This window comes from Streptomyces minutiscleroticus (assembly GCF_014650875.1).
Taxonomy (GTDB): Bacteria; Actinomycetota; Actinomycetes; order Streptomycetales; family Streptomycetaceae; genus Streptomyces; species Streptomyces minutiscleroticus.
Genome location: NZ_BMVU01000045.1, coordinates 25170 through 49178, shown reverse-complemented (window position 1 = coordinate 49178; position 24009 = coordinate 25170). Strand labels below are relative to the sequence as shown.

General features: G+C 74.4%; 24 protein-coding genes. 8 read left to right on the top strand and 16 right to left on the bottom strand.

From position 1 onward, the window contains the following. Window positions 1-6 precede the first annotated feature (6 nt). Window positions 7-1179: a phosphatase PAP2 family protein gene (locus IE271_RS31230; RefSeq protein WP_190193835.1), complete on the top strand. Its 1173-nt coding sequence runs from the start codon at window positions 7-9 to the stop codon at window positions 1177-1179. Window positions 1180-1288: 109 nt separating this feature from the next. Here the strand turns inward: IE271_RS31230 and IE271_RS31225 are convergent, their stop codons facing one another. Next, the gene (locus IE271_RS31225; protein ID WP_190193834.1) at window positions 1289-1504 is read right to left on the bottom strand and encodes an I78 family peptidase inhibitor; all 216 of its coding nucleotides are present in this window, start codon (window positions 1502-1504) and stop codon (window positions 1289-1291) included. Window positions 1505-1914: 410 nt separating this feature from the next. Between IE271_RS31225 and ctaD the strand changes: the two genes are divergently transcribed. Next, window positions 1915-3618 carry an aa3-type cytochrome oxidase subunit I gene (ctaD, locus tag IE271_RS31220; RefSeq protein ID WP_190193833.1) on the top strand — a complete coding sequence of 568 codons (1704 nt, stop codon included), beginning with the start codon at window positions 1915-1917 and terminating at the stop codon, window positions 3616-3618. Window positions 3619-3658: 40 nt separating this feature from the next. On the opposite strand, the gene IE271_RS31215 is transcribed toward ctaD, so the two are convergent. The 3 genes from IE271_RS31215 to IE271_RS31205 form a co-directional block, all read right to left on the bottom strand. Beyond that, window positions 3659-4552, bottom strand: a complete 894-nt coding sequence (locus IE271_RS31215; RefSeq protein ID WP_229919669.1) for a hypothetical protein — start codon at window positions 4550-4552, stop codon at window positions 3659-3661. Beyond that, window positions 4549-5820: a glycosyltransferase family 4 protein gene (locus tag IE271_RS31210; protein ID WP_190193832.1), complete on the bottom strand. Its 1272-nt coding sequence runs from the start codon at window positions 5818-5820 to the stop codon at window positions 4549-4551. Before IE271_RS31210 ends, IE271_RS31215 begins: the two co-directional genes overlap by 4 nt. Before the next feature lie 262 nt (window positions 5821-6082). Next, on the bottom strand, window positions 6083-6703 hold the full coding sequence (locus tag IE271_RS31205; protein ID WP_190193831.1) for a LysM peptidoglycan-binding domain-containing protein: 621 nt from the start codon (window positions 6701-6703) through the stop codon (window positions 6083-6085). A 539-nt stretch (window positions 6704-7242) separates the two neighbouring features. Between IE271_RS31205 and IE271_RS31200 the strand changes: the two genes are divergently transcribed. Together IE271_RS31200 and IE271_RS31195 are read left to right on the top strand one after the other, a co-directional pair. Further along, complete coding sequence (locus IE271_RS31200) at window positions 7243-8019, top strand: DUF8842 C-terminal domain-containing protein (RefSeq protein WP_190193830.1); 777 nt, start codon at window positions 7243-7245, stop codon at window positions 8017-8019. 457 nt (window positions 8020-8476) lie between these two features. After that, entirely contained in the window at window positions 8477-8965 is a 489-nt protein-coding gene (locus IE271_RS31195; RefSeq protein ID WP_190193829.1) for a hypothetical protein, read from the top strand. 80 nt (window positions 8966-9045) lie between these two features. Here IE271_RS31195 and der read toward each other — a convergent pair whose 3' ends face one another. The 5 genes from der to aroH all read right to left on the bottom strand — a co-directional run bounded on the left by der (window position 9046) and on the right by aroH (window position 13949). Continuing rightward, window positions 9046-10521 (bottom strand): ribosome biogenesis GTPase Der, encoded by a 1476-nt coding sequence (gene der / locus IE271_RS31190; RefSeq protein ID WP_190193828.1) that lies wholly within the window; start codon window positions 10519-10521, stop codon window positions 9046-9048. 72 nt (window positions 10522-10593) lie between these two features. Then, a complete protein-coding gene (locus IE271_RS31185; protein ID WP_373308871.1) occupies window positions 10594-11316 on the bottom strand; it encodes a lysophospholipid acyltransferase family protein in 723 nt (240 codons plus the stop codon). Continuing rightward, complete coding sequence (gene cmk, locus IE271_RS31180; RefSeq protein ID WP_190193827.1) at window positions 11274-11969, bottom strand: (d)CMP kinase; 696 nt, start codon at window positions 11967-11969, stop codon at window positions 11274-11276. Before cmk ends, IE271_RS31185 begins: the two co-directional genes overlap by 43 nt. Window positions 11970-12504: 535 nt before the next feature. Further along, window positions 12505-13590, bottom strand: coding sequence for a prephenate dehydrogenase (locus IE271_RS31175; protein WP_190193826.1), 1086 nt, complete (start codon window positions 13588-13590; stop codon window positions 12505-12507). Then, window positions 13587-13949: a chorismate mutase gene (gene aroH, locus IE271_RS31170; protein WP_190193825.1), complete on the bottom strand. Its 363-nt coding sequence runs from the start codon at window positions 13947-13949 to the stop codon at window positions 13587-13589. The genes IE271_RS31175 and aroH overlap by 4 nt, the downstream gene beginning before the upstream one ends. A 408-nt stretch (window positions 13950-14357) precedes the next feature. On the opposite strand from aroH, the gene IE271_RS31165 reads away from it, so the two are divergent. Genes IE271_RS31165 through IE271_RS31150 form a run of 4 tightly spaced genes read left to right on the top strand, consistent with a single transcriptional unit; the run spans window position 14358 to window position 16940 of the window. Continuing rightward, entirely contained in the window at window positions 14358-15047 is a 690-nt protein-coding gene (locus IE271_RS31165) for a hypothetical protein (protein WP_190193824.1), read from the top strand. Window positions 15048-15106: 59 nt separating this feature from the next. Next, window positions 15107-15691, top strand: a complete 585-nt coding sequence (locus IE271_RS31160; RefSeq protein ID WP_190193823.1) for a DUF6529 family protein — start codon at window positions 15107-15109, stop codon at window positions 15689-15691. Further along, window positions 15688-16155, top strand: coding sequence for a Rieske (2Fe-2S) protein (locus IE271_RS31155; protein ID WP_229919668.1), 468 nt, complete (start codon window positions 15688-15690; stop codon window positions 16153-16155). The genes IE271_RS31160 and IE271_RS31155 overlap by 4 nt, the downstream gene beginning before the upstream one ends. Before the next feature lie 23 nt (window positions 16156-16178). Further along, complete coding sequence (locus IE271_RS31150) at window positions 16179-16940, top strand: nucleotidyltransferase domain-containing protein (protein WP_190193822.1); 762 nt, start codon at window positions 16179-16181, stop codon at window positions 16938-16940. 43 nt (window positions 16941-16983) lie between these two features. Here the strand turns inward: IE271_RS31150 and IE271_RS31145 are convergent, their stop codons facing one another. The 7 genes from IE271_RS31145 to IE271_RS31115 form a co-directional block, all read right to left on the bottom strand. Beyond that, window positions 16984-18003 (bottom strand): ADP-ribosylglycohydrolase family protein, encoded by a 1020-nt coding sequence (locus tag IE271_RS31145; RefSeq protein WP_190193821.1) that lies wholly within the window; start codon window positions 18001-18003, stop codon window positions 16984-16986. After that, window positions 18000-18758, bottom strand: a complete 759-nt coding sequence (locus IE271_RS31140; protein WP_190193820.1) for an NUDIX hydrolase — start codon at window positions 18756-18758, stop codon at window positions 18000-18002. The genes IE271_RS31145 and IE271_RS31140 overlap by 4 nt, the downstream gene beginning before the upstream one ends. Before the next feature lie 248 nt (window positions 18759-19006). Continuing rightward, complete coding sequence (locus tag IE271_RS31135) at window positions 19007-20083, bottom strand: pseudouridine synthase (RefSeq protein WP_190193819.1); 1077 nt, start codon at window positions 20081-20083, stop codon at window positions 19007-19009. Next, the gene (gene scpB, locus IE271_RS31130; protein ID WP_373308870.1) at window positions 20083-20808 is read right to left on the bottom strand and encodes an SMC-Scp complex subunit ScpB; all 726 of its coding nucleotides are present in this window, start codon (window positions 20806-20808) and stop codon (window positions 20083-20085) included. Before scpB ends, IE271_RS31135 begins: the two co-directional genes overlap by 1 nt. Beyond that, window positions 20805-22052 carry a segregation and condensation protein A gene (locus IE271_RS31125; RefSeq protein WP_190193848.1) on the bottom strand — a complete coding sequence of 416 codons (1248 nt, stop codon included), beginning with the start codon at window positions 22050-22052 and terminating at the stop codon, window positions 20805-20807. Before IE271_RS31125 ends, scpB begins: the two co-directional genes overlap by 4 nt. 18 nt (window positions 22053-22070) lie before the next feature. Further along, a complete protein-coding gene (locus tag IE271_RS31120; protein WP_190193818.1) occupies window positions 22071-22652 on the bottom strand; it encodes a hypothetical protein in 582 nt (193 codons plus the stop codon). Continuing rightward, entirely contained in the window at window positions 22637-23815 is a 1179-nt protein-coding gene (locus IE271_RS31115; protein WP_229919667.1) for a ParA family protein, read from the bottom strand. Before IE271_RS31115 ends, IE271_RS31120 begins: the two co-directional genes overlap by 16 nt. Window positions 23816-24009: the final 194 nt, after the last annotated feature.

The following is a 24009-nucleotide window of genomic DNA, read 5'->3' as shown; positions in this document are numbered from 1 at the left end:
ATTGACGTGCGTACCGAACGGAAGCTGACTCGTCTGGACCGGGTGTTCGCCCGGCTTGACCGTGAGCCGGAACGACCGGCCCACATCGACGTGCCCAGGATGAGCCGGCACCGGGTGGTCCTCTTCTCCGCCACCCTCGCCTTCTACGGCGCCATCGTGTGGGCCGTGCTGATCACCTCGTGGCTGGTCCGGCTCGACTGGCAGGTCATGTTCTTCCGGCCCTACCAGCAGTGGCCGGAGATCCACGCCTTCCTCGACTACTACGTGGTCCTGGGCCAGCGCGGGCCCACCGCCGTGATGGTCGCCGCCTGGCTGGGCTGGCGCTCGTGGCGGCAGCACACGCTCCGCCCGCTGCTGACGCTGGGCGCCGCGCTGCTGCTCCTGAACGTCACCGTGGGCGCCGCCAAGCTCGGCATGGGCCGCCTCGGACCGCACTACGCGACCGAGATCGGCTCCAACGAGATGTGGCTCGGCGGCGACATATTTCCCTCGGGCCACACCGCCAACGCCGTGGTGACATGGGGCATCCTCGCCTATCTGGCGTCGACGCCGCGCGCCCGCCGCTGGCTGTCCGCGCTCTCCGCCGTGGTCTCGCTCGGGGTCGGTCTCACCACCGTCTACCTCGGTACGCACTGGCTGAGCGACGTCCTGCTGGGCTGGACCGCGGGTCTGCTGATCCTGCTGGCGCTGCCCTGGTTCGAGCCGCTGATCGCCCGTGCGGAGGCCACCCTGTTCGCGCTGCGCGACGCCTGGCGCCGCCGCGGCACCGCTCCGGTCCCGGTCCCGGCCCCGGCCAGGACACCGGCCGGCGCGCTGCTGGCCCAGGACGGCGCGCCGTCCGCCGGGGAGTCCGTACCGTCCGGGCCGCCGGTCCGTCAGGCCGCCCCGCACGAGGGCACGGCCCGGGGCGCCGCGCCGCACGAGCTCACGGTGCTGGAGCCGGCCGCCCAGGAGCCCGCGGCGCGCGAACCGGCCTCCCGCGAGGCGCCGCGGGAGCCGACCGCCCGCACGCCGCGGACGCCGGTCCACCTGGCGCCCGGCCCGCACCTGACCCGTTCGGAGCGCACGCCCGTCACCCCCGTGGGCAGCCGCAGGCCGCCGCACGCGGACCGGCTGCCGCACGCGGACCGGCCGCCGCGCGGCCCGGCTTCGGCGGCCCGCCCCCTGACGGGCGGCTGAGCCGGCACGGCGGACGGGCCGCGCACACCGTCCCGCACGGCACGAGGGCCCCGGTTCCTTCCCGGAACCGGGGCCCTCTTCCGTCACCGCACGCCGGGCGGGACCTCGCTCAGCCCTTCCAGCAGCGCTTCACCAGGCCGTCGGCGACCTCGAAGTTCAGCCGTCCGGCGCGGTACTCCATGGTCACCACCGCCCCCGGCGGCAGCGACCTGACGGTGGACCAGCCGTGTTCGCGGGCCCGGCGCTCGGCGCCCGCCGCCTCCAGTCCCACGTAGGCGTCGAGGCTGTCCTGGGGCTCCGCGGGCGGAGTGGGAATCGGTGCCATGCCCGCCACGGTAGGCCGCCCGCGGCCGCGGCGGAAGCCCGGGCCCGCCACCGTGCGTCACGCGCCCCCGCAGTCACACCGACGTCACAGGACGACGACAGGCGTTTTGGCGTAACGGCATCACACGTACGAGCGGTTCACGGCGTGTTCCCGACAAGCCACCCGGAATTCCGTCCCCGCCCGGCGCCGCTCGAATTGCCCGGGAATAGCGGAGGGCCGCGCCACGGCGGCGGCCTTTTTCCCTCCGCATTTCCCGGATCGCCACGCGGAAACCCGCCGATTCTTCTCGGCCACGGGACGCGCACGTTTCCCCCACACGATCCGCGCACACCCTCTGTCGGAGTCCGGCCCGGGCGCGCATCATGGCGTGAGCCACGGCAGGCCCGGGACGCGACGAGCGAGGGGGCAGCATGGGCACGGACACCGCGCAGGCGGCGGAGGTCCGCACCGCGCCGGTGAGGCGGCAGGGACGGCTGGTCGTGGACTGGCTGACCACGACGGACCACAAGAAGATCGGGCACCTCTACCTGATCACATCGTTCGTGTTCTTCCTGGCCGGCGGGGTGATGGCGCTCGTGATGCGGGCCGAACTGGCCCGCCCCGGCCTGCAGATCGTCGACAACGAGCAGTACAACCAGCTCTTCACGCTGCACGGCACGATCATGCTGCTGCTCTTCGCGACCCCGACCTTCGCCGGGTTCGCCAACGAGCTGATGCCGCTGCAGATAGGCGCGCCCGACGTCGCCTTCCCCCGGCTGAACATGCTGGCGTACTGGCTCTTCCTCCTCGGCGGCCTGATCGTGCTCGGCTCGCTGCTGACGCCGTCGGGGGCCGCCGACTTCGGCTGGACCTCCTACACCCCGCTCAGCGGTCCGGAACGGTCACCGGGCGTCGGTGCCGACATGTGGATCATGGGGCTCGCGCTGTCCGGGTTCGGCACGATCCTCGGCGCCGTGAACTTCCTGACCACCATCATCGGGATGCGCGCCCCGGGCATGACGATGTTCCGGATGCCGATCTTCGTCTGGAACACGCTGTTCACGTCGATCCTGGTCCTGATGGCGTTCCCGGTGCTGGCGGCCGCGCTGCTGGTGCTGGAGGCGGACCGGCGGTTCGGCGCGGTGGTGTTCGCCGCGGAGAACGGCGGCCCGCTCCTGTGGCAGCACCTGTTCTGGTTCTTCGGGCACCCCGAGGTGTACATCATCGCGCTGCCGTTCTTCGGGATCGTCACGGAGATCATCCCGGTCTTCAGCCGCAAGCCGATCTTCGGCTACACCACGCTGGTCGCCGCGACCATGTCCATCACCGGGCTGTCGGTGGTGGTGTGGGCGCACCACATGTTCGCCACGGGCGCGGTGCTGCTGCCGTTCTTCTCCTTCATGACGTTCCTGATCGCCGTGCCCACGGGCGTGAAGTTCTTCAACTGGACGGGGACCATGCTGAGGGGGTCGCTGTCCTTCGAGACGCCGATGCTGTGGTCGGCCGGCTTCCTCGTGACGTTCCTGTTCGGCGGTCTGACCGGCGTGATCCTGGCCTCGCCGCCGCTGGACTTCCACGTCACGGACACCTACTTCGTGGTCGCCCACTTCCACTACGTGGTGTTCGGCACGGTCGTCTTCGCCACCTTCGCGGGCTTCTACTTCTGGTGGCCGAAGTTCACCGGGAGGATGCTCGACGAGCGCCTGGGGAAGCTCCACTTCTGGACGCTGTTCATCGGCTTCCACACCACGTTCCTGGTGCAGCACTGGCTGGGCGCGGAGGGCATGCCGCGGCGCTACGCCGACTACCTGGCCGCCGACGGGTTCACGGCGCTCAACACCGTCTCCACCGTCGGCGCGTTCCTGCTCGGCCTGTCGACGCTGCCGTTCCTCTACAACGTCTGGCGCACGGCGAAGTACGGCCGGAGGGTCGAGGTGGACGACCCGTGGGGCTTCGGCCGGTCCCTGGAGTGGGCGACCTCCTGCCCGCCGCCCCGGCACAACTTCGTCACGCTGCCCCGGATCCGCTCCGAGTCCCCCGCCTTCGACCTGCACCATCCGCGGTACGCGGCGATCACCCCGCCCCAGACCCGCTCCGGCCAGGGGCGCGAGGCCCCCGGTCCGCCGCGGCCGTGAGGTCCGCGGGGACCGCGGGCGGGACGGCGCGCGACGGCCTTCAGGAGGTCTTCGGGGCGGGGCCCTTGGGTGACCGGGCCGTGACGGCGACCGACAGGTCGTTGTCGACCGTGTAGTACGGGTGCGCCTCGACCGGTCCGTGCGCGCCCCGCAGCTCCGCCTTGGGGTAGGTGAAGATCGCCTTCTTGTCCGCGACGTCGTCGAGCAGCCGGGCCAGGCGCACCCGCGGCCCCGCCTGGCCCGCCGGGCGCAGCCACAGGTCCCAGACGCCCTCCGCCAGCTCGTCGTAGGGCACGTCGAAGCGGAAGTCCGGCGCGTCGCCGGTCACCTCGGCCCGCAGCGGCGCCGTGTCCCCGCCGCGCGGGCTCACCTCGGCGTACGCGTCCGGGCCGAGGGCGACGCCGTAGACCCGGCCCCGCACCTCGAGGACCCGCTCCCCCACGTGCAGTTCGCCCGCCTCGGCGTGCGGGGCGCGCAGCCAGCTGCGGACGGTGAGGTTGCCGTGCTTGGTCGCGTACGGGATGCGGACCGCGACGTGGCCGAGGGAGCCGCTCGGCATCCGGTCGACCAGGGAGCGCAGGTCGTTGACGCCCGGCACGAGGCGCTGCGGCTCGCCGTCCGCCAGCCGGACGTAGGCGTCCCAGCGGCCCTCGGGCAGCGCGACGCCGCTGGGCAGCGCGGCCCGCAGCCGTCCCTCGGACACGGGCGTCAGCGGCAGGCTGACCTCCGCGCCGTCGTCGCGGCGGCGCAGCACGAGCAGCGCGGCGCCGGACTCCCCGGTCTCGGTGACGTCGAAGGTCAGCCCGCCCGCGGAGTCGGCGACGCAGTCGGCGCGGGGCGGCACGGCGGTGTCCTCCTCGGCCCGCCGCGGCACGGGCTGCGGCGGTACGGACGGCTGCTGCGGCTGAGGCGGCCGGGGAACCAGCGTCGTCATGCGGTACGCCCCTTCCTGAGTCCGTCGCGTCCGGCGGCGTCCCGGACGGCGTACGCGCCGCTGAGCAGCGCGCCCCTGGTGCGGTGCAGCGACTCGCGCACCCGGGCGAGCCGCGAGGGCCCGCTGCGCCGGGACAGCCCGGAGAAGAGCGACTCGTAGCGCTCCGCTATGCGGGCCGGGTCGAAGCGGGCGGAGTCCTGGAGCGCGCGGACGGCCATCCGGTGCCGCAGCGCGTCGTCGTTGATGAGTTCGAGCAGACCGCCCGCGATGGCCTCGACGTTGCCGACCTCGACGAGGCGGCCGTCGACGCCGTTGTCGATGATCTCCCCGGGGCCGTGCGGGCAGTCCGTCGAGACGACGGGCAGGCCGCAGCGCATGGCCTCGACGATCGTCATGCCGAAGGACTCCAGGCTGGAGGTGACGGCGGCGATGGAGCCCTTGGCCCACTCCGGCTCGATGGGGTTGGCCGGCCCCATCAGGTAGACGTGGTTGTAGAGGTCCAGGTCGTCGATGAGGGCGCGCAGCCTCTCCTTCTGCTTGCCGCCGCCGTAGATCCGCAGCCGCCAGTCGGGCCGCTGTCCGCGCACCCGGTCGAACGCCCTGATGAGCAGGTCGTACCGCTTGACCGGAGCCAGCCGGCCGGCCGCCACCACCCACTTGCCCGAGCCGTCCGCGGGCTCCACGACGGGCGCGGGCACCGGGTTGGGCACGGCCTGGATCCGTACGCCGGGCAGCCGCATCGTGCCGCGGTACGCGCGGGCGTCGGCCTCGGTGGTCGTGGTGAGCGCGTCCAGGCACGGGTAGACGGCCCGCAGGGCCGCGCGCAGGGCGGCGGAGTGGCTGTCGAGCGTGAGGTGCTCCTGGCCGACGCGGAGCGGGCCGCGGCGGGTCTGGCGGGCCAGGTGGACGTTGAGGCCCGGCCGGGTGCCGACCACCACGTCGGCCTCGACCGTCGCGAGGTGGGCGGCGATCCGGCGGTCGCTCAGGGCGCTGTACTGCGCGTAGCGGCCCTCGGCGCGCGGGAACACCCTGGCCCGGGCGCGGTGCTCGGGGTCCTCGCCGTCGTAGCCGGGGGAGTCCTTGCGGAGGTCGACCAGGTGCCGGACGCGGACCCGCGGGTCGTGCGCGAAGACCGGCTCGTCGCGGTGGCGGAAGACCGAGACGACCTCGACGTCGTGGTGGTCGGCGAGGGCGTCGGCGAGATTGAAGGTCGTCCTGATGGTCCCTCCGATCCCGTACGCGTTGTGTATGAGAAAAGAGATGTGCATGCGTCCTCGAATCCCCCGAATCCGCTGACCGGTCCGCCTTCCACATGGTTAGACCGGTTCCGCGTACGCGTGGTTGGGCGTCCTCATCATCTTGTTCTCGAACGGTTGCGTCATCGGTAGGCGATTTCCGGAACCTTTCGGCGGGATCGCGCGTCGGGGCCGGTGCGGTGACCGTCGCGCGCGGCGGCCGCGGACGCGGCGGGGCCCCGCCCGGCGGGGCGGCCGGACGGGGCCCGTCGTCCCGGGACGCGGGGAGCGGGGCTCAGATCATGAGCCGCTGACCGGGGACGATGACATGGGGGTTCGCGCCGATGGCCGCCTTGTTGGCGGCGTACACCTGCCGCCAGCCGACGCCGTGCCGGGCGGCGATGGTGCCCAGCGTGTCTCCCCGGCGGACGGTGTAGCCGCCGCGGGACGCTCCGCGGTCGCTGCGCGCGGGCGCCTGCGACCGCTGCTTCGGGACCGCCGCCCTGGCCGACTTGGCCGGTTCGGCGGCGGGCGCGGCCGCCGCGGGCGCGCTGCCGTACGCGCCGGCCCGGGCCGAGCAGACGGGCCAGGCGCCCCAGCCCTGACCGCGCTGCACCTTGGTCGCGACGGCGATCTGCTGCGCCCTGGACGCCTGGTGGGCGCTGGCCGCGTAGGCGCCGCCGCCGTAGGCGCGCCAAGTGCTGGGGGTGAACTGCAGACCGCCGTAGAAGCCGTTGCCGGTGTTGATGTGCCAGTTCCCGCCGCTCTCGCACTGCGCGATGCGGTCCCACACCCCGCCGTCCGTTGCCGCGGCGCCGCCCGGGGCGGCCAGCAGTCCGAGCGGGGCGAGGAGGGCGGCCCCGGCGAGGACCGCCGCCGTACGGGTCTTACGGGTGTTCACGGCACATTCGGACATGTGTTTCCCTCTCGAAGGACCCGGGTCGCCCCGAAGGCGGGGCGCGACCGGATGCGCACAGGACGCGGTCGTCGCGCTCCGCCCCGTCCGCCTGCGGGGCCGTACCGAGAGACGTGTGACGCGGTCGGCGGACGTGCCCGAGCGGTGCTCGCTGCACACGGCCGAGGAATGTAGGGAGCCGGTCCGCCTGTCATCAACCGGAAACCCGTCATGCCAGGCCAGTCATCTGTTACCGGAAGTATCAAGAGGGTTCGGACATCCGTTTCGCACCTCGATATACTGATTTTTCTCCTCTCGCCCCACGTGATCTGTGAGCCACCTCACCGGTCCAACTTCCTCGGACGTCAGAGGAGTTGGCGCGGAGTGACCGGAAACGGCACGGATTTCACCCTGCGCACCCGATGGTTCGATTCCGTTCGCTCCCGGGCGTGACTCCGGCCACAGGTCGCCCGTTGTCTTCTTCATGAGCCGGGAACCACCCCGCGCTCGTGGACCGGGAGCCGCCCGGGCCGTCACGCACCGCATCCGAGGGAGCCACCGTGCCGCGCATGCTCGACGTCAGCGACGACGTACGCGCCGAGATCGGCGACGAAGAAGCCGACCGGCTGCTCGCCGGAGAGAACGCCCCGGGCAGCTACGACTGCACCTCCTGCCGTACCCCGGGCGACTCCGAACAGGAGCGCACCAGCACCGTCCTGTTCGTCGGCGAGGAGACCGCCGTCCTCGCCTTCGCCCACGCCACCTGTCTCCCCTCCCAGGTCGTCCAGGTCACCGAGGAGCAGCTGCAGGGCGCGGTCCGCTCCATCACCGGTGCCGAGCGCCCGGCCGGGGCACCGCCGGAGCAGGCCGTCCTCGGGGTCACCAGCGGGCTCGTCCTGCTCTCCGGCGAGCTGCACCCGGCGCTGGTCGTCGAGCCCACCGGCCCGATCGCCCGGCCCGGCACGGAGGGCGGCCCCGGCGACGACTTCCTGCCGCTCCTCATCGAGCAGGGCTTCATGCCCGTCACCGAGCTGACCGGGGCGCCGTCCGTGCTGCACGGCTGGTCGGTCCTGCTCGCCATGGGCCAGCTGCACGCCGTGCTCCAGCCCAGCGCGGACGGCGGCGCCCCCGTGGCCTGGTGGCAGGCCCACCAGCCGCTCCAGGTCACCGAGAGCTGGCGGGCCGCGGCCAACAAGCACCAGCAGGTGCTGCTCTTCGCGGCCCCGGTCGGATCCATCGGCCGCCAGCCCCGCGAGGACCTGCTCCGCGAGGCCCTCGACAAGGCCGCCGCCGAGGGCAAGCTGGTGGCCGCCGCGCTGCCGCTCGCCGGCACCTGAGCGATCCGCCCCCCGGCGCGCTCCGCCTCCGGGCGGGGCGCGCCGCGTGCGTACGGAGCGACGACGCGGCACGGCACGTACGCGCGGCCACCCGCGCCGCGCGAGAGACGCACCGCGGCCGCCGGCTCCGGCACGGGAGGGCGTACGCGCGAAGGGGCGCCTCCGTGCGGAGGGCCGTGCGCCCGGACAGCGGCTCGTACGAGGGCGGCGTGCGCGCGAGCAACGGCTCGTACGAGGGCGGCGTGCGCGCGGACAGCGGCTCGTACGAGAGACGTGCCGCGGACATCGGCTCCGCGCGTGAGGTGTGCCGCGGGCGCAGGCCCCGCCCGGGAGAGGTGTGCGTCCGTCCGGGGACACGGGCGCGCGACAACCGCCGCGTACCGGTGTTATCTATGCTGACCTGCGAAATTCACGGCGAAAGCCGCATCCGAGAGCTCCGCGAGTCGTTGGCCCGTACGTGCACACCTACGACTCCTCCCGCCGCCAGCCCCATTCGTCGCCGCTCCCGGCCCTGCGCCCCCAGGCCCTGCACCATGTGCGGGCCGCCGAGCCCTCGGCCTCCCAGGGCGGCCACTCGGCCACGCCGATCTACGACGCGCTCTACGCGGAGTACCGCCGGTCCTTCCGGGCGCTGCCCGGCGACCGCAGCGGCGAGGAGGACATGGGCTTCACCGCCTTCGGCACCTCGTCGTACGGCCCCGGCTCCTACGACGCCCCGCCCTCGTCGTACTACCACGGCGGGTACGGCGGGCGGCACGCCTCCGCCCAGCACGCGACCGGTCACCCCGTGCCCCTGCCCGAGCAGCGGCACGAGACGCAGCACGGCCGGAGCGGACCCGGCGGGCGCGGCCCGGCCTCCGGAGGCGGCTGGCAGCCGGTCGGACGGCTGCGCTCCACCGGCCTGATCCCGGCCCCGCTGCCGCCGGGCCAGCGCCGGGAGAACTGAGCCGCCGGTTCGCGAACGGACGAAAGGGCCCCCGGACGGGGGCCCTTTCGTCCGTTCGGCCGAGCCCGGTCGGCGGCCGGTCACTTCTTCTTGGCGCCGCGCTTCTCGCGGACCCGCACCGAGATATGGATCGGCGTGCCCTCGAAGCCGAACTCCTCGCGCAGCCGGCGCTCGACGAAGCGCCGGTAGCCGTGCTCGATGAAGCCGGAGGCGAAGAGCACGAACCGCGGCGGCTTCGTGCCCGCCTGCGTGCCGAACAGGATGCGCGGCTGCTTGCCGCCCCGGATCGGGTGCGGGTGCGCGGCGACCAGCTCACCGAGGAAGGCGTTCAGCCGGCCCGTCGGGACGCGGGTCTCCCAGCCCGCCAGGGCCGTCTCGATCGCCGGGACCAGCTTCTCCATGTGCCGCCCGGTGCGCGCCGAGACGTTCACCCGCGGGGCCCACGCCACCTGGCCGAGCTCGGTCTCGATCTCCCGCTCCAGGTAGTAGCGGCGCTCCTCGTCGAGGGTGTCCCACTTGTTGTAGGCGAGCACGAGCGCGCGCCCGGCCTCGACGGCCATGGTGACGATCCGCTGGTCCTGCACGGAGATGGTGTCCGAGGCGTCCAGGAGGACGACCGCGACCTCGGCCTTCTCCACGGCGGCCGCGGTGCGCAGCGAGGCGTAGTAGTCGGCGCCCTGCTGGAGGTGGACGCGCTTGCGGATGCCCGCCGTGTCGACGAACTTCCAGGTCTTCCCACCCAGTTCGATCATCTCGTCGACCGGGTCGCGGGTGGTGCCGGCGAGTTCGTTGACGACCACGCGCTCCTCGCCCGCCACCTTGTTGAGCAGCGAGGACTTGCCCACGTTCGGGCGGCCGATGAGGGCGATGCGGCGCGGGCCGCCGACGGCGGTGCCGAAGGTCTGGGCGGGCGCCTCGGGCAGCGCCTCCAGGACGGCGTCCAGCATGTCGCCGGTGCCGCGGCCGTGCAGCGCGGAGACCGGGTGCGGCTCGCCGAGGCCGAGGGACCACAGGTACGCGGCGTCGGCCTCGCCGCTCGGGCCGTCGACCTTGTTGGCGCACAGCACGACGGGCTTGCCCGCCTTGCGCAGCAGCCGGACGACCGCCTCGTCGGTGTCGGTGGCGCCGACCTTGGCGTCGACGACGAAGACCACCGCGTCGGCGGCCTCGATGGCGTACTCGGCCTGGGCGGCGACGGAGGCGTCGATGCCGAGGACGTCCTGCTCCCAGCCGCCGGTGTCGACGACCTTGAAGCGGCGGCCCGCCCACTCCGCCTCGTAGGTGACGCGGTCGCGGGTGACGCCCGGGCGGTCCTCGACGACCGCCTCGCGGCGGCCGATGATGCGGTTCACCAGGGTCGACTTGCCGACGTTCGGCCGGCCGACGACGGCGAGGACGGGCAGCGGGCCGTGCCCGGCCGCCTCGATGGCGCCCTCGACGTCCTCGATGTCGAAGCCCTCTTCGGCGGCGAGCTCCATGAACTCCGCGTACTCGGCGTCGCCAAGCGCCCCGTGTTCGAACTCCGGGGAGTCCTCGGGCTGGATCTGGTCGTTCATGAAGTCCGTACCTCGTTCATCGTGGTGATCGGTGGACCTCCCGTACCGGGAGATCCACTACTCAAGTGTCCCTTAGCGCCCGGTGAGGCGCCTGGCGTTTTCCAGGTGGGCGGTGAGCTGCTCCTGGATGCGCACGGTCGCCTCGTCCAGCGCCTTGCGCGTGCGCCGCCCGCCACCACCCGCGCCGGGGCTCCGCGCCCCTTCGACGGCCTCGAAGGGGTCGCCGAAGACGACGTCGACGCGGCTGCGCAGCGGGGGCAGCCCCTTTATCAACCGTCCGCGGCGCTCGGTGCTTCCCAGCACCGCCACCGGGACGATCGGGGCGCCGCTGCGCACGGCGAAGTAGGCGAGCCCCGCGCGCAGCGAGGCGAAGTCGCCCTCGCCCCGGGTGCCCTCGGGGAAGATCCCGAGGACCCCGCCGTTCTCCAGCACGCCGAGGGCCTGCATGATCGCGGTGCGGTCGACGGACGTGCGGTCCACCTTCAGCTGCCCGATGCCGAGCAGGAAGGGGTCGAGCGGACCGACGAACGCCTCCTTCTTGATCAGGAAGTGCGTGGGCCGCGGCGCCACGCCCATGACCATCGGGCCGTCGATGTTGTGCGAGTGGTTGACCGCGAGGATCACCGGGCCGGCCGCGGGGACCCGCCAGGCGCCCAGTACGCGCGGCTTCCACAGCCCGTACATCAGGCCGACGCCGATGCGGCGGCCGACCTCGGCTCCCCGGACGGAGGGCGCCGCGGCGGGGGCCGCGCTCACTTCGCGGCCCGCTTCTCCTCGACCAGCGTGACGACGCACTCGACGACCTGCTGGAGCGTGAGGTCGGAGGTGTCCACCTCGACCGCGTCGTCCGCCTTGGCCAGCGGGGAGGTCTTGCGGCTGGAGTCGGCCGCGTCCCGCTTGAGCAGGGCCTCGCGGGTGCTGTTCACGTCCGCGCCCTTCAGCTCGCCGCTGCGCCGGGCGGCGCGGGCCTCGGGGGACGCGGTCAGGAAGATCTTCAGGTCGGCGTCGGGCAGCACCGTGGTGCCGATGTCCCGGCCCTCGACGACGATGCCGGTCACGGCGCCGGCGGCGATGGCCCGCTGCAGCTCGGTGATCCGGGCGCGCACCTCGGGCACCGCGCTGACCGCGCTGACCTTGGAGGTGACCTCCTGGGTGCGGATCGGGCCCGCGACGTCCGTGCCGTCGACCGTGATGGTCGGCGCGGACGGGTCGGTGCCGGAGACGATGTCCGGCTTCCCGGCCGCGGCGGCGATCGCGGAGGGGTCGTCGACGTCGATGCCGTTGGTCACCATCCACCAGGTGATCGCGCGGTACTGGGCGCCGGTGTCCAGGTAGCTGAGGCCGAGCTGGGCGGCCACGGCCTTGGAGGTGCTCGACTTGCCCGTGCCGGAGGGGCCGTCGATGGCGACGATCACTGCCGGGGCGGTCCGGGCGGCGCTGGTTTCCACGGGTGCGGGCACCTTCCTGAGTACGGGGTGGTGGGTGGCGCTGGGCGCGAGCGCGCCCCGCACAAGGGTAATGGCTCCCCGGCGCCCCTCCGACGGGCCCGGCGGCCCGGGCCGCCGGGGCCCCGCGTCCCGGACGGCGGGCCGTCGCGCCCGTCCCCGCGGACCGCTTCCCGGCGCCCGCGGAGCCTCCCCGGCCCCGGCCGCACCCGGCGCCTGCCACCCGCCGCCCCGGCGCGCGCCCCGTGCTCCCGCCGGCGTGCGGCCGACGGACTTACGGCATACGGCGCGGGCGGCGCCGAGCCGGGGACAGGGCGCAGGCCGGGGCGAGGGGGCCGGCCCGAGCGCGCGAGGACGGGCGGCCCGAGGGTGGGCGGCGCCGGCCTGGAGGCGGCCGGAGCCGGTCCGAGCGCGAGCGCCACCGAGCCCGAGGGCAGGCGTCCGGGGGCGGACACCCGTGCCGGGCCCGAGCGGCGCCTGCCCGGGGGCGGACGTCACCGGGTCCGAGCGGTGCCGGCGTCGGGGCCGGGCAGGGGTGCTACTGCCGGACCGCCCAGCCCCGCTCGCGCAGGGCGGCGGTCAGCACCGGTGCCGCCGACTGGCTCACCATCAGCTCCACCAGGCCCGCCTGGCGGCCGGTCGCGTGCTCGATGCGGACGTCCTCGATGTTGACGCCCGCGTGGCCGGCGTCCGCGAAGATGCGGGCCAGCTGACCGGGCTGGTCGTCGATGAGGACGACGACGCTCTCGTAGACGGCGGGGGCCGCGCCGTGCTTGCCCGGGACGCGGACCTGCCCGGCGTTGCCTCGGCGCAGCATGCCCTCGATGCCGGCGGCGCCCTCGCGGCGCTTGTCCTCGTCGGAGGACTGCAGCGCGCGCAGCGCCCGTACCGTCTCGTCGAGGTCGGCGGAGACGTCCGCGAGCAGGTCGGCGACCGGGCCCGGGTTGGCGGAGAGGATGTCGATCCACATCCGGGGGTCGGACGCGGCGATCCGCGTCACGTCGCGGATGCCCTGCCCGCACAGGCGCACCGCCGCCTCCTCGGCGTGCTGGAGGCGGGCGGCGACCATGCTGGACACCAGGTGCGGCATGTGCGAGACCAGCGCGACGGCCCGGTCGTGGGCGTCCGCGTCCATGACGACGGGCACGGCGCGGCAGTGCGAGACCAGCTCCAGCGCGAGGTTCAGCACCTCGGTGTCGGTGTCGCGGGTCGGCGTGAGCACCCAGGGGCGGCCCTCGAAGAGGTCCTCGGTGGCGGCCAGCGGGCCCGACTTCTCCCGCCCCGACATGGGGTGCGTCCCGATGTACGAGGACAGGTCCAGGCCCAGTTCCTCCAGCTCGCGGCGCGGTCCGCCCTTGACGCTCGCCACGTCGAGGTAGCCGCGCGCGGCACCGCGCCGCATCGCGTCCGCGAGCGACGCGGCCACGTGCGCGGGCGGGGCCGCCACGATCGCCAGGTCGACCGGCCCCTCGGGTGCCTCGTCCGTGCCGGCGCCCAGGGCGGCCGCCGTGCGCGCCTGTCCCGGGTCGTGGTCGCTGAGGTGCACGGTGACGCCGCGCCTGGCCAGGGCCAGGGCCGCGGAGGTGCCGATGAGCCCGGTTCCGATGACGAGGGCGGTCCTCACTGGGCGATGTCCTTGCGCAGCGCGCCCGCGGCGCCGAGGTAGACGTGCGCGATCTCCGAGCGGGGCCGGTCCGACTCGATGTGCGCCAGGAGCCGTACGACGCGGGGCATGGCGCCCTCGATGTCCAGTTCCTGGGCGCAGATCAGCGGTACGTCGACGATGCCGAGCTTGCGCGCGGCGGCCGCCGGGAAGTCGCTGTGCAGGTCGGGCGTGGCCGTGAACCAGATGCTGATCAGATCGTCGGCGGTCAGCGCGTTCCGCTCGAGGACGGCGGTGAGCAGCTCGCTGACCTGCTCGTCCATGTGCCCGGCCTCGTCCCGCTCCAGCTGGACCGCGCCCCGGACCGCTCGTACCGCCACGGTGATGCTCCTCGTTCGACGTGGGTATCGGCTCGGTGACCAGCCTAGTCAGCCGGGCGTCCGCGGGACCGGACCGCCCGCCTGCCGAGACGGACCGCGGGGCCGGGGCACCCCTCCCTGCCGGGACGGGCCGCAGGGCCGGGGCGCCCCTGCCCAGACGATCTGCGGGCGACGGACCGCGGGCGGCGGCACGGCACCGCCGCCGGACCGCCGCCCCTCCCCTTCCCCGGATTCCCGGACCGTGGACGCGCACCGCGGAACACCCCTTTCCCTCCCTTGTCCCGTCACTTGCGGCGAAGTCGCCGCGAAGGCGGACGGAAGTCGCTCTTGCGGGCCTCTGGACGCGGCACCCGTCGGTCCGCTTGCATGGACGGGGCCGCTGGTGCCACGCCTCGGGGGGAGGCAGGAATGAAGCGCTCCGGGCCCCTTCTCACCCTGCTCGCGGGACTGCTGCTGGCCCTGTGCATGCTGACCCTCAACGCGACGACGGGGACGCGCGCCGCGCCCTACGCGCAGGGGGACGCGGCGGCGCCCGCCCCCGCCTCCTCCGGACCGCCGGCCGGGGAGCCGCCCGGCCCGTCCCCGTCGAAGACCTCCGCCGGGACCTCCTCGGCCTCCCCTTCGCCGGACGTCCCGCCCGACGCCGACTACGCGGGCCGCACCGACGACGGCTCCTCGGCGGTCGCCGTCTCGCTGCGCGAGGGCCGGGCGGTCGCGTACTTCTGCGACGGCCGCGACCGGGAGGCGTGGCTGAAGGGCGAGGCCGGGGAGGACGGCGGCCTGGCGCTCACCGGCGAGCGGGGTGCGGAGCTGACCGGCACGCTCACCGGCCGGCACGTCCGGGGCGACGTGCGCGTCGGCGGGCGGACGTACGCGTTCACCGCAGACAGGGCCGTCGAGCCGTCCGGGCTGTACCGGGCGACGGCGACGGTGCGGGGCGCCGAGTACGACGGCGGCTGGATCGTGCTGCCGGACGGCCGCCAGGTCGGCGTCCTCGGCCGCGACGGGGAGCGCTCGGCCGCGCCGCGGATCGACCCGGAGGCCGGCGCCGTGACGGTCGACGGGCGGCGGCTGGCCGTACGCCCGGTGACGCCCTGATCGCCGCCGCACCCCTCCCCCCTCCCGACTGACCCGCCCGCCCGCGCAGGGAGCCGATCATGACCGTGGACCCGAACGCCGCCACGCAGGGCGTCCCCTCCCCCGAGCCCGCCGCCGGCGGTGGGGGCGCCGCCCGCTACCTCGTCCCGGCGCTGGTCGCGGCGGCCGTCGCGGTGGCCCTGGGCGCCTACGGGAAGGTGCACGCTCCGGCGGGGACCGCCTTCAACCTGGCGGGGTTCAGCAGTACGGGCGCGGTGAAGTCGTGGCTGGCGACGGCCGCGTTCGCCCTCGCCCTCGTCCAGGTGGTGTCGGCGCTCATGGTCTACGGGCGGCTGCCGGGACCGGGCCGGGCGCCCGCGCTGCACCGCTGGTCGGGGCGGCTGGCGTTCCTGGTGGCGGTGCCGGTCGCCGTCCACTGTCTGTACGCGCTGGGGTACCGGTCCTCCGAACCGCGGGCGCTGTGGCACTCGCTCCTCGGCTGCGTCTTCTTCGGCGCCTTCAGCGCCAAGATGCTGCTGCTGCGCTCGGAGCGGCTGCCCGGCCCGCTGCTGCCGCTGGTCGGCGGCCTGGTCTTCGCCGTCCTGACCGTGGTCTGGCTGACCTCAGCCCTCTGGTTCTTCCGTACGTTCGGGGTGACGGTGTGAAGCCCGGCCCGGCCCGGCGCGCGGCCCTCGCCACGCTCGCGGCGGGCGCGGCCGCGCTGTCCGCGGGCTGCGCCGAGTACGGGAACGGGGGCGGGGGCAGCGCCTCCGGGAGCCCGGCCGGGACCGGGGGGACCCCCGAGGGCGGCGGCACGGACAGGCGGCCCGGGGGCGGGCCGGGTGAGGAACTGGTGCGGACCGGCGACGTCCCCGTGGGCGGCGGCACGGTCCTCGGAGAGCCGCGGGTCGTGGTGACCCAGCCGGAGCCGGGCGTCTTCCGGGCCTTCTCCGCGGTCTGCACCCACCAGGGCTGCGCGGTCGGCTCCGTCGCGGACGGCACGATCCGCTGCCCCTGCCACGGCAGCCGGTTTCGGATCACCGACGGCTCCGTGGCGCACGGCCCGGCCCGGCGGCCGCTCCCGCCGCTGCGGGTCGAAGTCGCCGGTAATTCGGTTCTCCGGGCCTGACCAGGGCGTCTACGCTTCTCGGCATGAGCCCCGAGGACCTGGTGCGCGACCACACGATCTACTCCTGCGTCATGGGCTCGCGGGCCTTCGGGCTCGCCACGCAGGACAGCGACACCGACCGCCGGGGCGTCTTCGTGGCGCCGACGCCGCTCTTCTGGCGGTTCGAGAAGCCGCCGACGCACGTGGAGGGCCCGGCGCCGGAGCAGTTCGGGTGGGAGCTGGAGCGCTTCTGCGAGCTGGCCCTGCGTGCCGATCCCAACATCCTGGAGTGCCTGCACAGCCCGCTCGTCGAGTACGCGGACGACACGGGCCGCGAACTGCTCTCCCTGCGCGGCGCGTTCCTCTCCCGGCAGGTCCACGACAGGTTCACCCGCTACGCCCTCAGCCAGCGCAGGAAGCTCGACGCCGACGTACGCGCCCACGGCGCCCCGCGCTGGAAGCACGCCATGCACCTGCTGCGGCTCCTGACGAGCTGCCGCGACCTGCTGCGCACCGGCGAGCTCGGGGTCGACGTGGGCGACGGCCGCGAGCGGCTCCTCGCCGTCAGGCGCGGCGAGGTGCCGTGGCCCGAGGCCGAGTCCTGGATGGCCCGGCTGGCGGCGCAGACCGAGGAGGCGGCCGCCCGCTCCCCGCTCCCGCCCGAGCCGGACCGGGCCCGCGTGGAGGACTTCGTCGTACGGGTGCGCCGCGCGTCGGCCCTGCGGGAGGCCGGCCCCCTGGAGCCGTGTCCGTACGCCGGGGGCGCGCGGGGCCTCGCACGCGACCGGGACGTCCGGCGGCGCTGAGGCGGCCCGGGGACGGCCTGCGCTCCGTCCGGCGCCGTGCGGCTCAAGCGTCCCAGCGGGCTCCCAGGGCCAGGAGGTCGGTCCGGTACTCGATCCGCTCCGTCCACGCGGCCGGCCAGGCGTCGGCGCCGAGGTAGGCCCCCGCGAAAGCGCCGGTCAGGCAGGCGATCGAGTCGGAGTCGCCCGAGGTGCAGGCGGCGCGGCGCAGGGCCGTCACGGGCTCGTCGACGAAGAGCAGGAAGCACAGCAGCCCGGTGGCGAGGGCCTCCTCGGCCACCCAGCCCTCCCCCGTCGCCAGGCACGGGTCCGTCTCCGGGGAGACCTCGCGCACCGCGTGCCGCAGCCGCTCCAGCACCGCCAGGCACTCGTCCCAGCCGCGTGCGATGAAGTGCTCCGGGGTCGGGTCCTGGCCGCGCGTCCACAGGTCGCCGAGCCACCGCTCGTGGTAGCGGGTGCGGTTGTCGTAGGCGTACGAGCGCAGCAGGCCCACGAGCCCGGTCGGCTCGGCGCCCCGGGTGAGCAGCCGCAGCGCGTGCGCGGTGAGGTCGGAGGCGGCGAGCGCGGTGGGGTGGCCGTGGGTGAGGGCGGCCTGGAGCTGGGCGGCCCCGGCGCGCTCCTCGTCGCTCGGGCCGGGCACGAGGCCGAGCGGCGCGACGCGCATGTTGGCGCCGCAGCCCTTGGAGTGGATCTGCGAGGCGTCCTGCCAGGCCCGGCCCTCGTCCTCGAGCAGGCCGCAGGCGACCAGGCAGGTGCGCCCGGGGGCGCGGTTGTTCTCCGGCGACCGGTACCAGTCGACGAACTCCTCCCGTACGGTCCGCTCCAGGCGCTCCGGCCCGAGGGGGCCCCTCTCCACGGCGGTGCGCAGGCCCCGGCCCAGCGCGAGCGTCATCTGGGTGTCGTCGGTGACGATCGCGGGCCTCGGCAGCTCCATGTCCCGCCAGGGCCCGCACTTGGCGAGGATCGACGGCACGTCGTTGAACTCGGTGGGGAAGCCGAGGGCGTCGCCGAGGGCCAGTCCCAGGAGGGAGCCCGTGGCGGCGCGCTTGGCGACGGTCGTGGTCATGAGGGACGTCCTTCCGGGGGCGGGGCCGTGGTGGTCCGAGCGGCTGCCGGGGCCGGGGCCGGCCGCAGCAGGGGCGGGTGCAGGGCCGTGGCGGGGCCCGCCCGGTAGAGCGCGGCGGGCTTGCCCCGGCCGCCGGTCAGCCGGGCGGCGCCGGGCACCGCCGCCACGAACCCGGGGGTCGCGAGGACCTTGCGCCGGAAGTTGGGCCGGTCCAGGGCCGTGCCCCACACCGTCTCGTACACCTGCTGGAGCTCTCCCAGCGTGAACTCCGGCGGGCAGAAGGCCGTGGCCAGGCAGCTGTACTCCAGCTTGGCGCCGACCCGTTCGCGGGCGTCGGCCAGGATGCGGTCGTGGTCGAAGGCGAGCGGCCCCGGCCCGTCGTACGGCAGCCAGCGGGCGCTCGCCGCGTCGCCGCCGCCGCGCGGCTCGGGCGCGTCCGGCAGCAGGGCGGCGTACGCGACGGACACGACCCGCATCCGGGGGTCGCGGTCCGGCTCGCTGTAGGTGCGCAGCTGCTCCAGGTGCAGCCCGGAGACGTCGGCGAGGCCGGTCTCCTCGGCGAGCTCGCGCCGGGCGGCGGTCTCGGCGGACTCCTCGGGCAGGACGAAGCCGCCCGGCAGCGCCCAGCGGCCCGCGTACGGCTCCTGTCCGCGCTCGACCAGCAGGACCTGCAGGCGGCCCTCCCGGATCGTGAGGACCGCGAGGTCGACGGTGACGGCGAAGGGCTCGAAGGCGTGCTTGTCGTAGCCCTCCATCCCCCTCCTCCCCTCTCCCGGCGCCGCCGCCGGGCACCCGCGCGGGACCGGGACCACCCCCGTGGGCCCTGCTCCCGCACGCGGGCGCCCGGCACGGCGCCCTCTTAATAGTCACTGAGACTATAAATAGCCGGGAGGTCCGCCACAAGCCCCCGGGGACACGGAGAGTCCCGCCGTACGCACGAAAAAACCGGCCGGTCCCGGGAGACCCGGGACCGGCCGGCGAGGCGCGCCGGAGCGTGGGCGGACTACAGGTCCACCTCGCGCATCAGCATGCCCACCTCGGTGTTGGACAGGCGGCGCAGCCACCCGGACTTCTGGTCGCCCAGGGTGATCGGCCCGAAGGCGACGCGCACCAGCTTGTCGACCGGGAAGCCGGCCTCCGCGAGCATGCGGCGCACGATGTGCTTGCGGCCCTCGTGCAGGGTGACCTCGACCAGGTAGTTCTTGCCGGTCTGCTCGACCACCCGGAAGTGGTCCGCGCGCGCGTAGCCGTCCTCCAGCTGGATGCCGTCCTTCAGGCGCTTGCCCAGGTCGCGCGGGATCGGGCCGACGATGTGCGCCAGGTACGTCTTCTTCACTCCGTACTTGGGGTGGGTCAGGCGGTGCGCCAGCTCGCCGTGGTTGGTGAGCAGGATGACGCCCTCGGTCTCGGTGTCCAGGCGCCCGACGTGGAAGAGCCGCGTCTCGCGGTTCGTCACGTAGTCGCCGAGGCACTGGCGCCCTTCGGGGTCCTCCATCGTCGACACGACACCCGCGGGCTTGTTCAGCGAGAAGAACTGGTACGACTGCGTGGCCACGGTCAGGCCGTCGACCTTGATCTCGTCCTTCTCCGGGTCGACGCGCAGCCCCTGCTCCAGGACGATCTCGCCGTTGACCTCGACACGGGCCTGCTCGACCAGCTCCTCGCAGGCGCGGCGCGAGCCGTAGCCCGCGCGCGCGAGCACCTTCTGCAGCCGCTCGCCCTCCTGCTCGGCGCCCGGGAAGGTCTTGGGCAGCTTGACGTCCTTCTTGCCCGCGTACCGCTCGCGGTTGCGCTCCTCGGTCCGCGTCTCGTACTCGCGCGAGCGCGCCGGGGCCGTCCGCCCGCCGCCGCGCTGCCCCTGCCCCTGACCCTGCTTGGGTCCGCCCTTGGCGCCGCCGCGGGCCGAGCTGCCGCGCCCGGACTTCGGGCCGTCCGGGGAGGCGCCGGGTCCCACGTCGTAGCGGCGCTCCTCGGGACGGGGCTTGCGGGGGCGGCCCTGCCCCTGCTTCTGGTCCCTGTTGTTGCCGGCGCCGCGGTAGTTACCGCGCCCGCCGCTCTTGCCGCTGCCGCTGCTTCGCATCAAAGTTCCGTCGTCGTCGAGTGGTCGTCTGTGTCCGGTGCGTCCGGATCGAACGACGGTACGCCTTCCTGCGTCTCGGCCTCGATCGCGTCCGCCTCCGGGAGGAAGGGCGCGAGCTCCGGGAGTTCGTCCAGGCCGCGCAGGCCCATCCGCTCCAGGAAGTAGTTCGTCGTCCTGTACAGGATCGCACCTGTTTCGGGTTCCGTGCCCGCCTCCTGGATCAGACCGCGCTGGAGGAGGGTGCGCATCACGCCGTCGCAGTTGACCCCGCGCACCGCCGAGACCCGGGAACGGCTGACCGGCTGGCGGTACGCGACCACGGCGAGGGTCTCCAGGGCGGCCTGGGTGAGCCGGGCCTGCTGGCCGTCCAGGACGAAGCGCTCCACGGCGGCCGCGTACGCGGGCCGCGTGTAGAACCGCCAGCCGCCGGCCACGAGCCGCAGCTCGAACCCGCGGCCCTGGGCGGTGTACTCGTCGGCCAGCTCGCGCAGCGCGTCCGCGACCTGCCGCCGGGGCCGCTCCAGGAGCCTCGCCAGGTGCTCCTCGGCCGCGGGCTCGTCCACGACCATCAGGACGGCCTCCAGGGCGGGCTTGAGGCCGAGCCCCGCGACCTCGGAGGCGGCGTCCGGACCCGCGGGGGCCGCCGCCCCGTCCCGGCCCGCCCGGCGGTCCGGCGCCGCCGGGCCCGCCGCGCCCTCCCGGGCCCCGGTGTCCCGTCCGCTCACGCCTTCTCCTCCTCGTTCCCGTCCGGTCCCGCCTGCGGCGGCCGGTCGAACTCGTCCGTCACCCGGGGCGCCGCCCCGCCGTCCCCGCCGGTCCAGCGCACGAGCAGCTCGCCGAGCGCGGTCTCCTGGTCGAGCGCGACGGCCTTCTCCCGGTACAGCTCCAGCAGCGCCAGGAAGCGGGCGACGACGGTGAGCGTGTCGTCGGTGTCCTCGACGAGCGCCCGGAACGTGGCCTCCCCGGCCTCCCGCAGCCGCGCGACGACGATCCCCGCCTGCTCCTGCACGCTGACCAGCGGGGCGTGGATGTGCTCGACGTACACCTGCGGCGCGGGCTTCGGCCGCATCGCCTTGACCGCGAGCCTCGCGAGGCCCTCGGCGCCGATGCCGATGACGACGTCGGGCAGCAGGTCCGCGTGGTGCGGCTCCAGGCCGACCGTACGCGGGTGCCGGCGCGCCTCGTCGTCCAGGCGCCCGCTGAAGATGTCGGCGACCCGTTTGTACGCGCGGTACTGCAGCAGCCGCGCGAACAGCAGGTCGCGGGCCTCCAGCAGGGCGAGGTCCGCCTCGTCCTCGACCTCGGCGGCGGGCAGCAGCCGGGCCGCCTTGAGGTCCAGCAGGGTGGCGGCCACGACGAGGAACTCGGTCGTCCGGTCGAGGTCCCAGTCCGGCCCCATGGCACGGATGTGCGCCATGAACTCGTCGGTCACCTCGGACAGGGCGACCTCGGTGACGTCCAGCTTGTGCTTCGCGATCAGCTGGAGCAGCAGGTCGAAGGGCCCCTCGAAGTTGGCGAGGTGCACTTTGAAGGTCCCGTCGCCGCCGGCCTGCTCCTGCTCGGCGTCCCCGCCCGCGGTCCCGGCCCCGGCCTCCGCCGTGGCGACGGCCGTCGCCTGTGCCCCGGCGGTCTCCGGACCGGCCGGCAGGATCGGTTCCTCATCGTCCGCCGCGCGGGCGGGCGGTTCCGGGGCGGCAGGCGGCACGGGCCCCGCGGCCGAACCGTGCGGCGGTGTCCCGTCGGCACCGGTCCCGGGCGCGGCCGGCGGCCGTGCCTCCTCCTCGCGCGGCGCGGGTGCCGGCGCGGCCGCCTGCGGCGCCTCCTCGGCGGTGGCCCCGGAGGGCTCCTCCGCGGGCACGGGCACGGGCACCGGCACCGGCACGGGTGCGGGCGCCGTCCCCGGCCCCCGCCCCAGGGCACGCCGACGGCCGGCGGAGCCGGAGCCTGGGGTGCCGTCGGAAAGGGACATCAAGCCCGAAGGCTACCGTCACCGCCCGCGGAGCCGGCGGACGAGGATGCTCGCGTCCCCGCGGGACTCCAGGTCGGCGAGGACCACGGCGACGGCCTCGCGCACGATCCGGCCCCGGTCGACCGCGAGCCCGTGCTCACCGCGGAGCACCAGCCGAGCGTGCTCCAGGTCCATGAGCTCCTCGGCGGAGACGTACACGGTGATCTTCTCGTCGTGCCGCTCGCGCCCGCTGGGGCGGCGCTGGGCGGTCCGCCCGCGCCGGCGCGGCTGCGCCGCCGCGGCACCGCCCGCCGCCCCGTCCCGGTCCGGCTGGCGCCGCGCGGGCCGCTTCTCCGCCTCCGCGGCGGCGGACCGGCTGCGCGACCCCTCCGTCTCGGACTCGGCGTCCGCGGCCACGTGCTCGGCGCCGACGCCGTCACCGCCGCGCGCGGGCACCGACTGCGGCGCGTCCTCCGCCGGGGCGGACTCGCCGTCGCCCGCCGGGCCCGGCACCCGCGTCTCCCCGTTGGCCTGGCGTCTGGGGGTGGACGCCTGCAGCGCCGTTCCCCCGGTGGTGCGGAACAGTTCGTCGGCTCCGGGCAGACTCACTCGGCGTGACACCGGGCGAGCACCTCCCTGGCGAGCTGACGGTAGGCGGCGGCACCGACGGAGTTCGAGGCGTACGTGGTGATGGGCTCGCCGGCGACCGTGGTCTCCGGGAAGCGGACCGTACGCCCGATGACCGTGTGGTAGACGTGGTCGTCGAACGCCTCGACGACCCGGGCCAGCACCTCGCGGCTGTGCACCGTGCGCGAGTCGTACATCGTGGCCAGGATGCCGTCGAGCTCCAGCTCGGGGTTGAGCCGCTCCTGGACCTTCTCGATGGTCTCGGTGAGCAGCGCGACACCGCGCAGGGCGAAGAACTCGCACTCCAGCGGCACGATCACCTTGTGGGCCGCCGTCAGCGCGTTCACGGTGAGCAGGCCGAGCGAGGGCTGACAGTCGATCACGATGTAGTCGTAGTCGGCCATCAGCGGCTTCAGGGCGCGCTGCAGTGTGGACTCGCGCGCGACCTCGCTCACCAGCTGCACCTCGGCGGCGGACAGGTCGATGTTGGAGGGCAGCAGGTCCATGTTGGGGACCGCCGTCTTGAGCAGCACCTCGTCGGCCGCCATGCCCCGCTCCATGAGCAGGTTGTAGACGGTGAGGTCCAGCTCCATCGGGTTGACCCCGAGGCCCACCGACAGGGCGCCCTGCGGGTCGAAGTCCACGAGCAGCACCCGGCGTCCGTACTCCGCCAGCGCGGCGCCCAGGTTGATGGTCGACGTCGTCTTGCCGACGCCGCCCTTCTGGTTGCACATCGCGATGATCTTCGCGGGGCCGTGGTCGGTCAGCGGTCCCGGGATGGGGAAGTACGGCAGCGGCCGGCCGGTCGGGCCGATGCGCTCGCGACGCTGGCGGGCGGCGTCGGGCGCGAGCGTGGCCGCGTACTCGGGGTCGGGCTCGTACTCGGCGTCGGGGTCGTAGAAGTGCCCCTCGGGCAGTTCGTCGTAGTCGGCGAAGTGGGTGTGGTTCTCGCCACTTCCGTTGCCGGCCATGGCGTTCACGTGATGGCCATCCATGCTCTGGTGTGCTGTCTGAGTCGCCCCTGCCTCGCGGTGACTCTGGTGGGCTGCGAAGGTGCGCACAGCGACGGAGCCGACAGCCTTGAGCCCCGTGGGGCCCTCGGCCCCCGCAGACGTTCCTGGTTGACCACCCCCGGGAGTAAATGTCGACTCATTCACAAGTCGTCTTACCTCCTTGGTGACCAGGAAACTTCTAGATAGGTCAGCGTGGCACCATGCCGACGGTTGGCGACTCTATGGCGTGTCACCGCTCCGCAGCAACACAATCCACCGGACCCGCGCCGATGTGTCGGTAACGGAACAACCCCCTGTCAAGGGCGTACGACCGTCGCACGGCAGGTTTCACTGGGGCT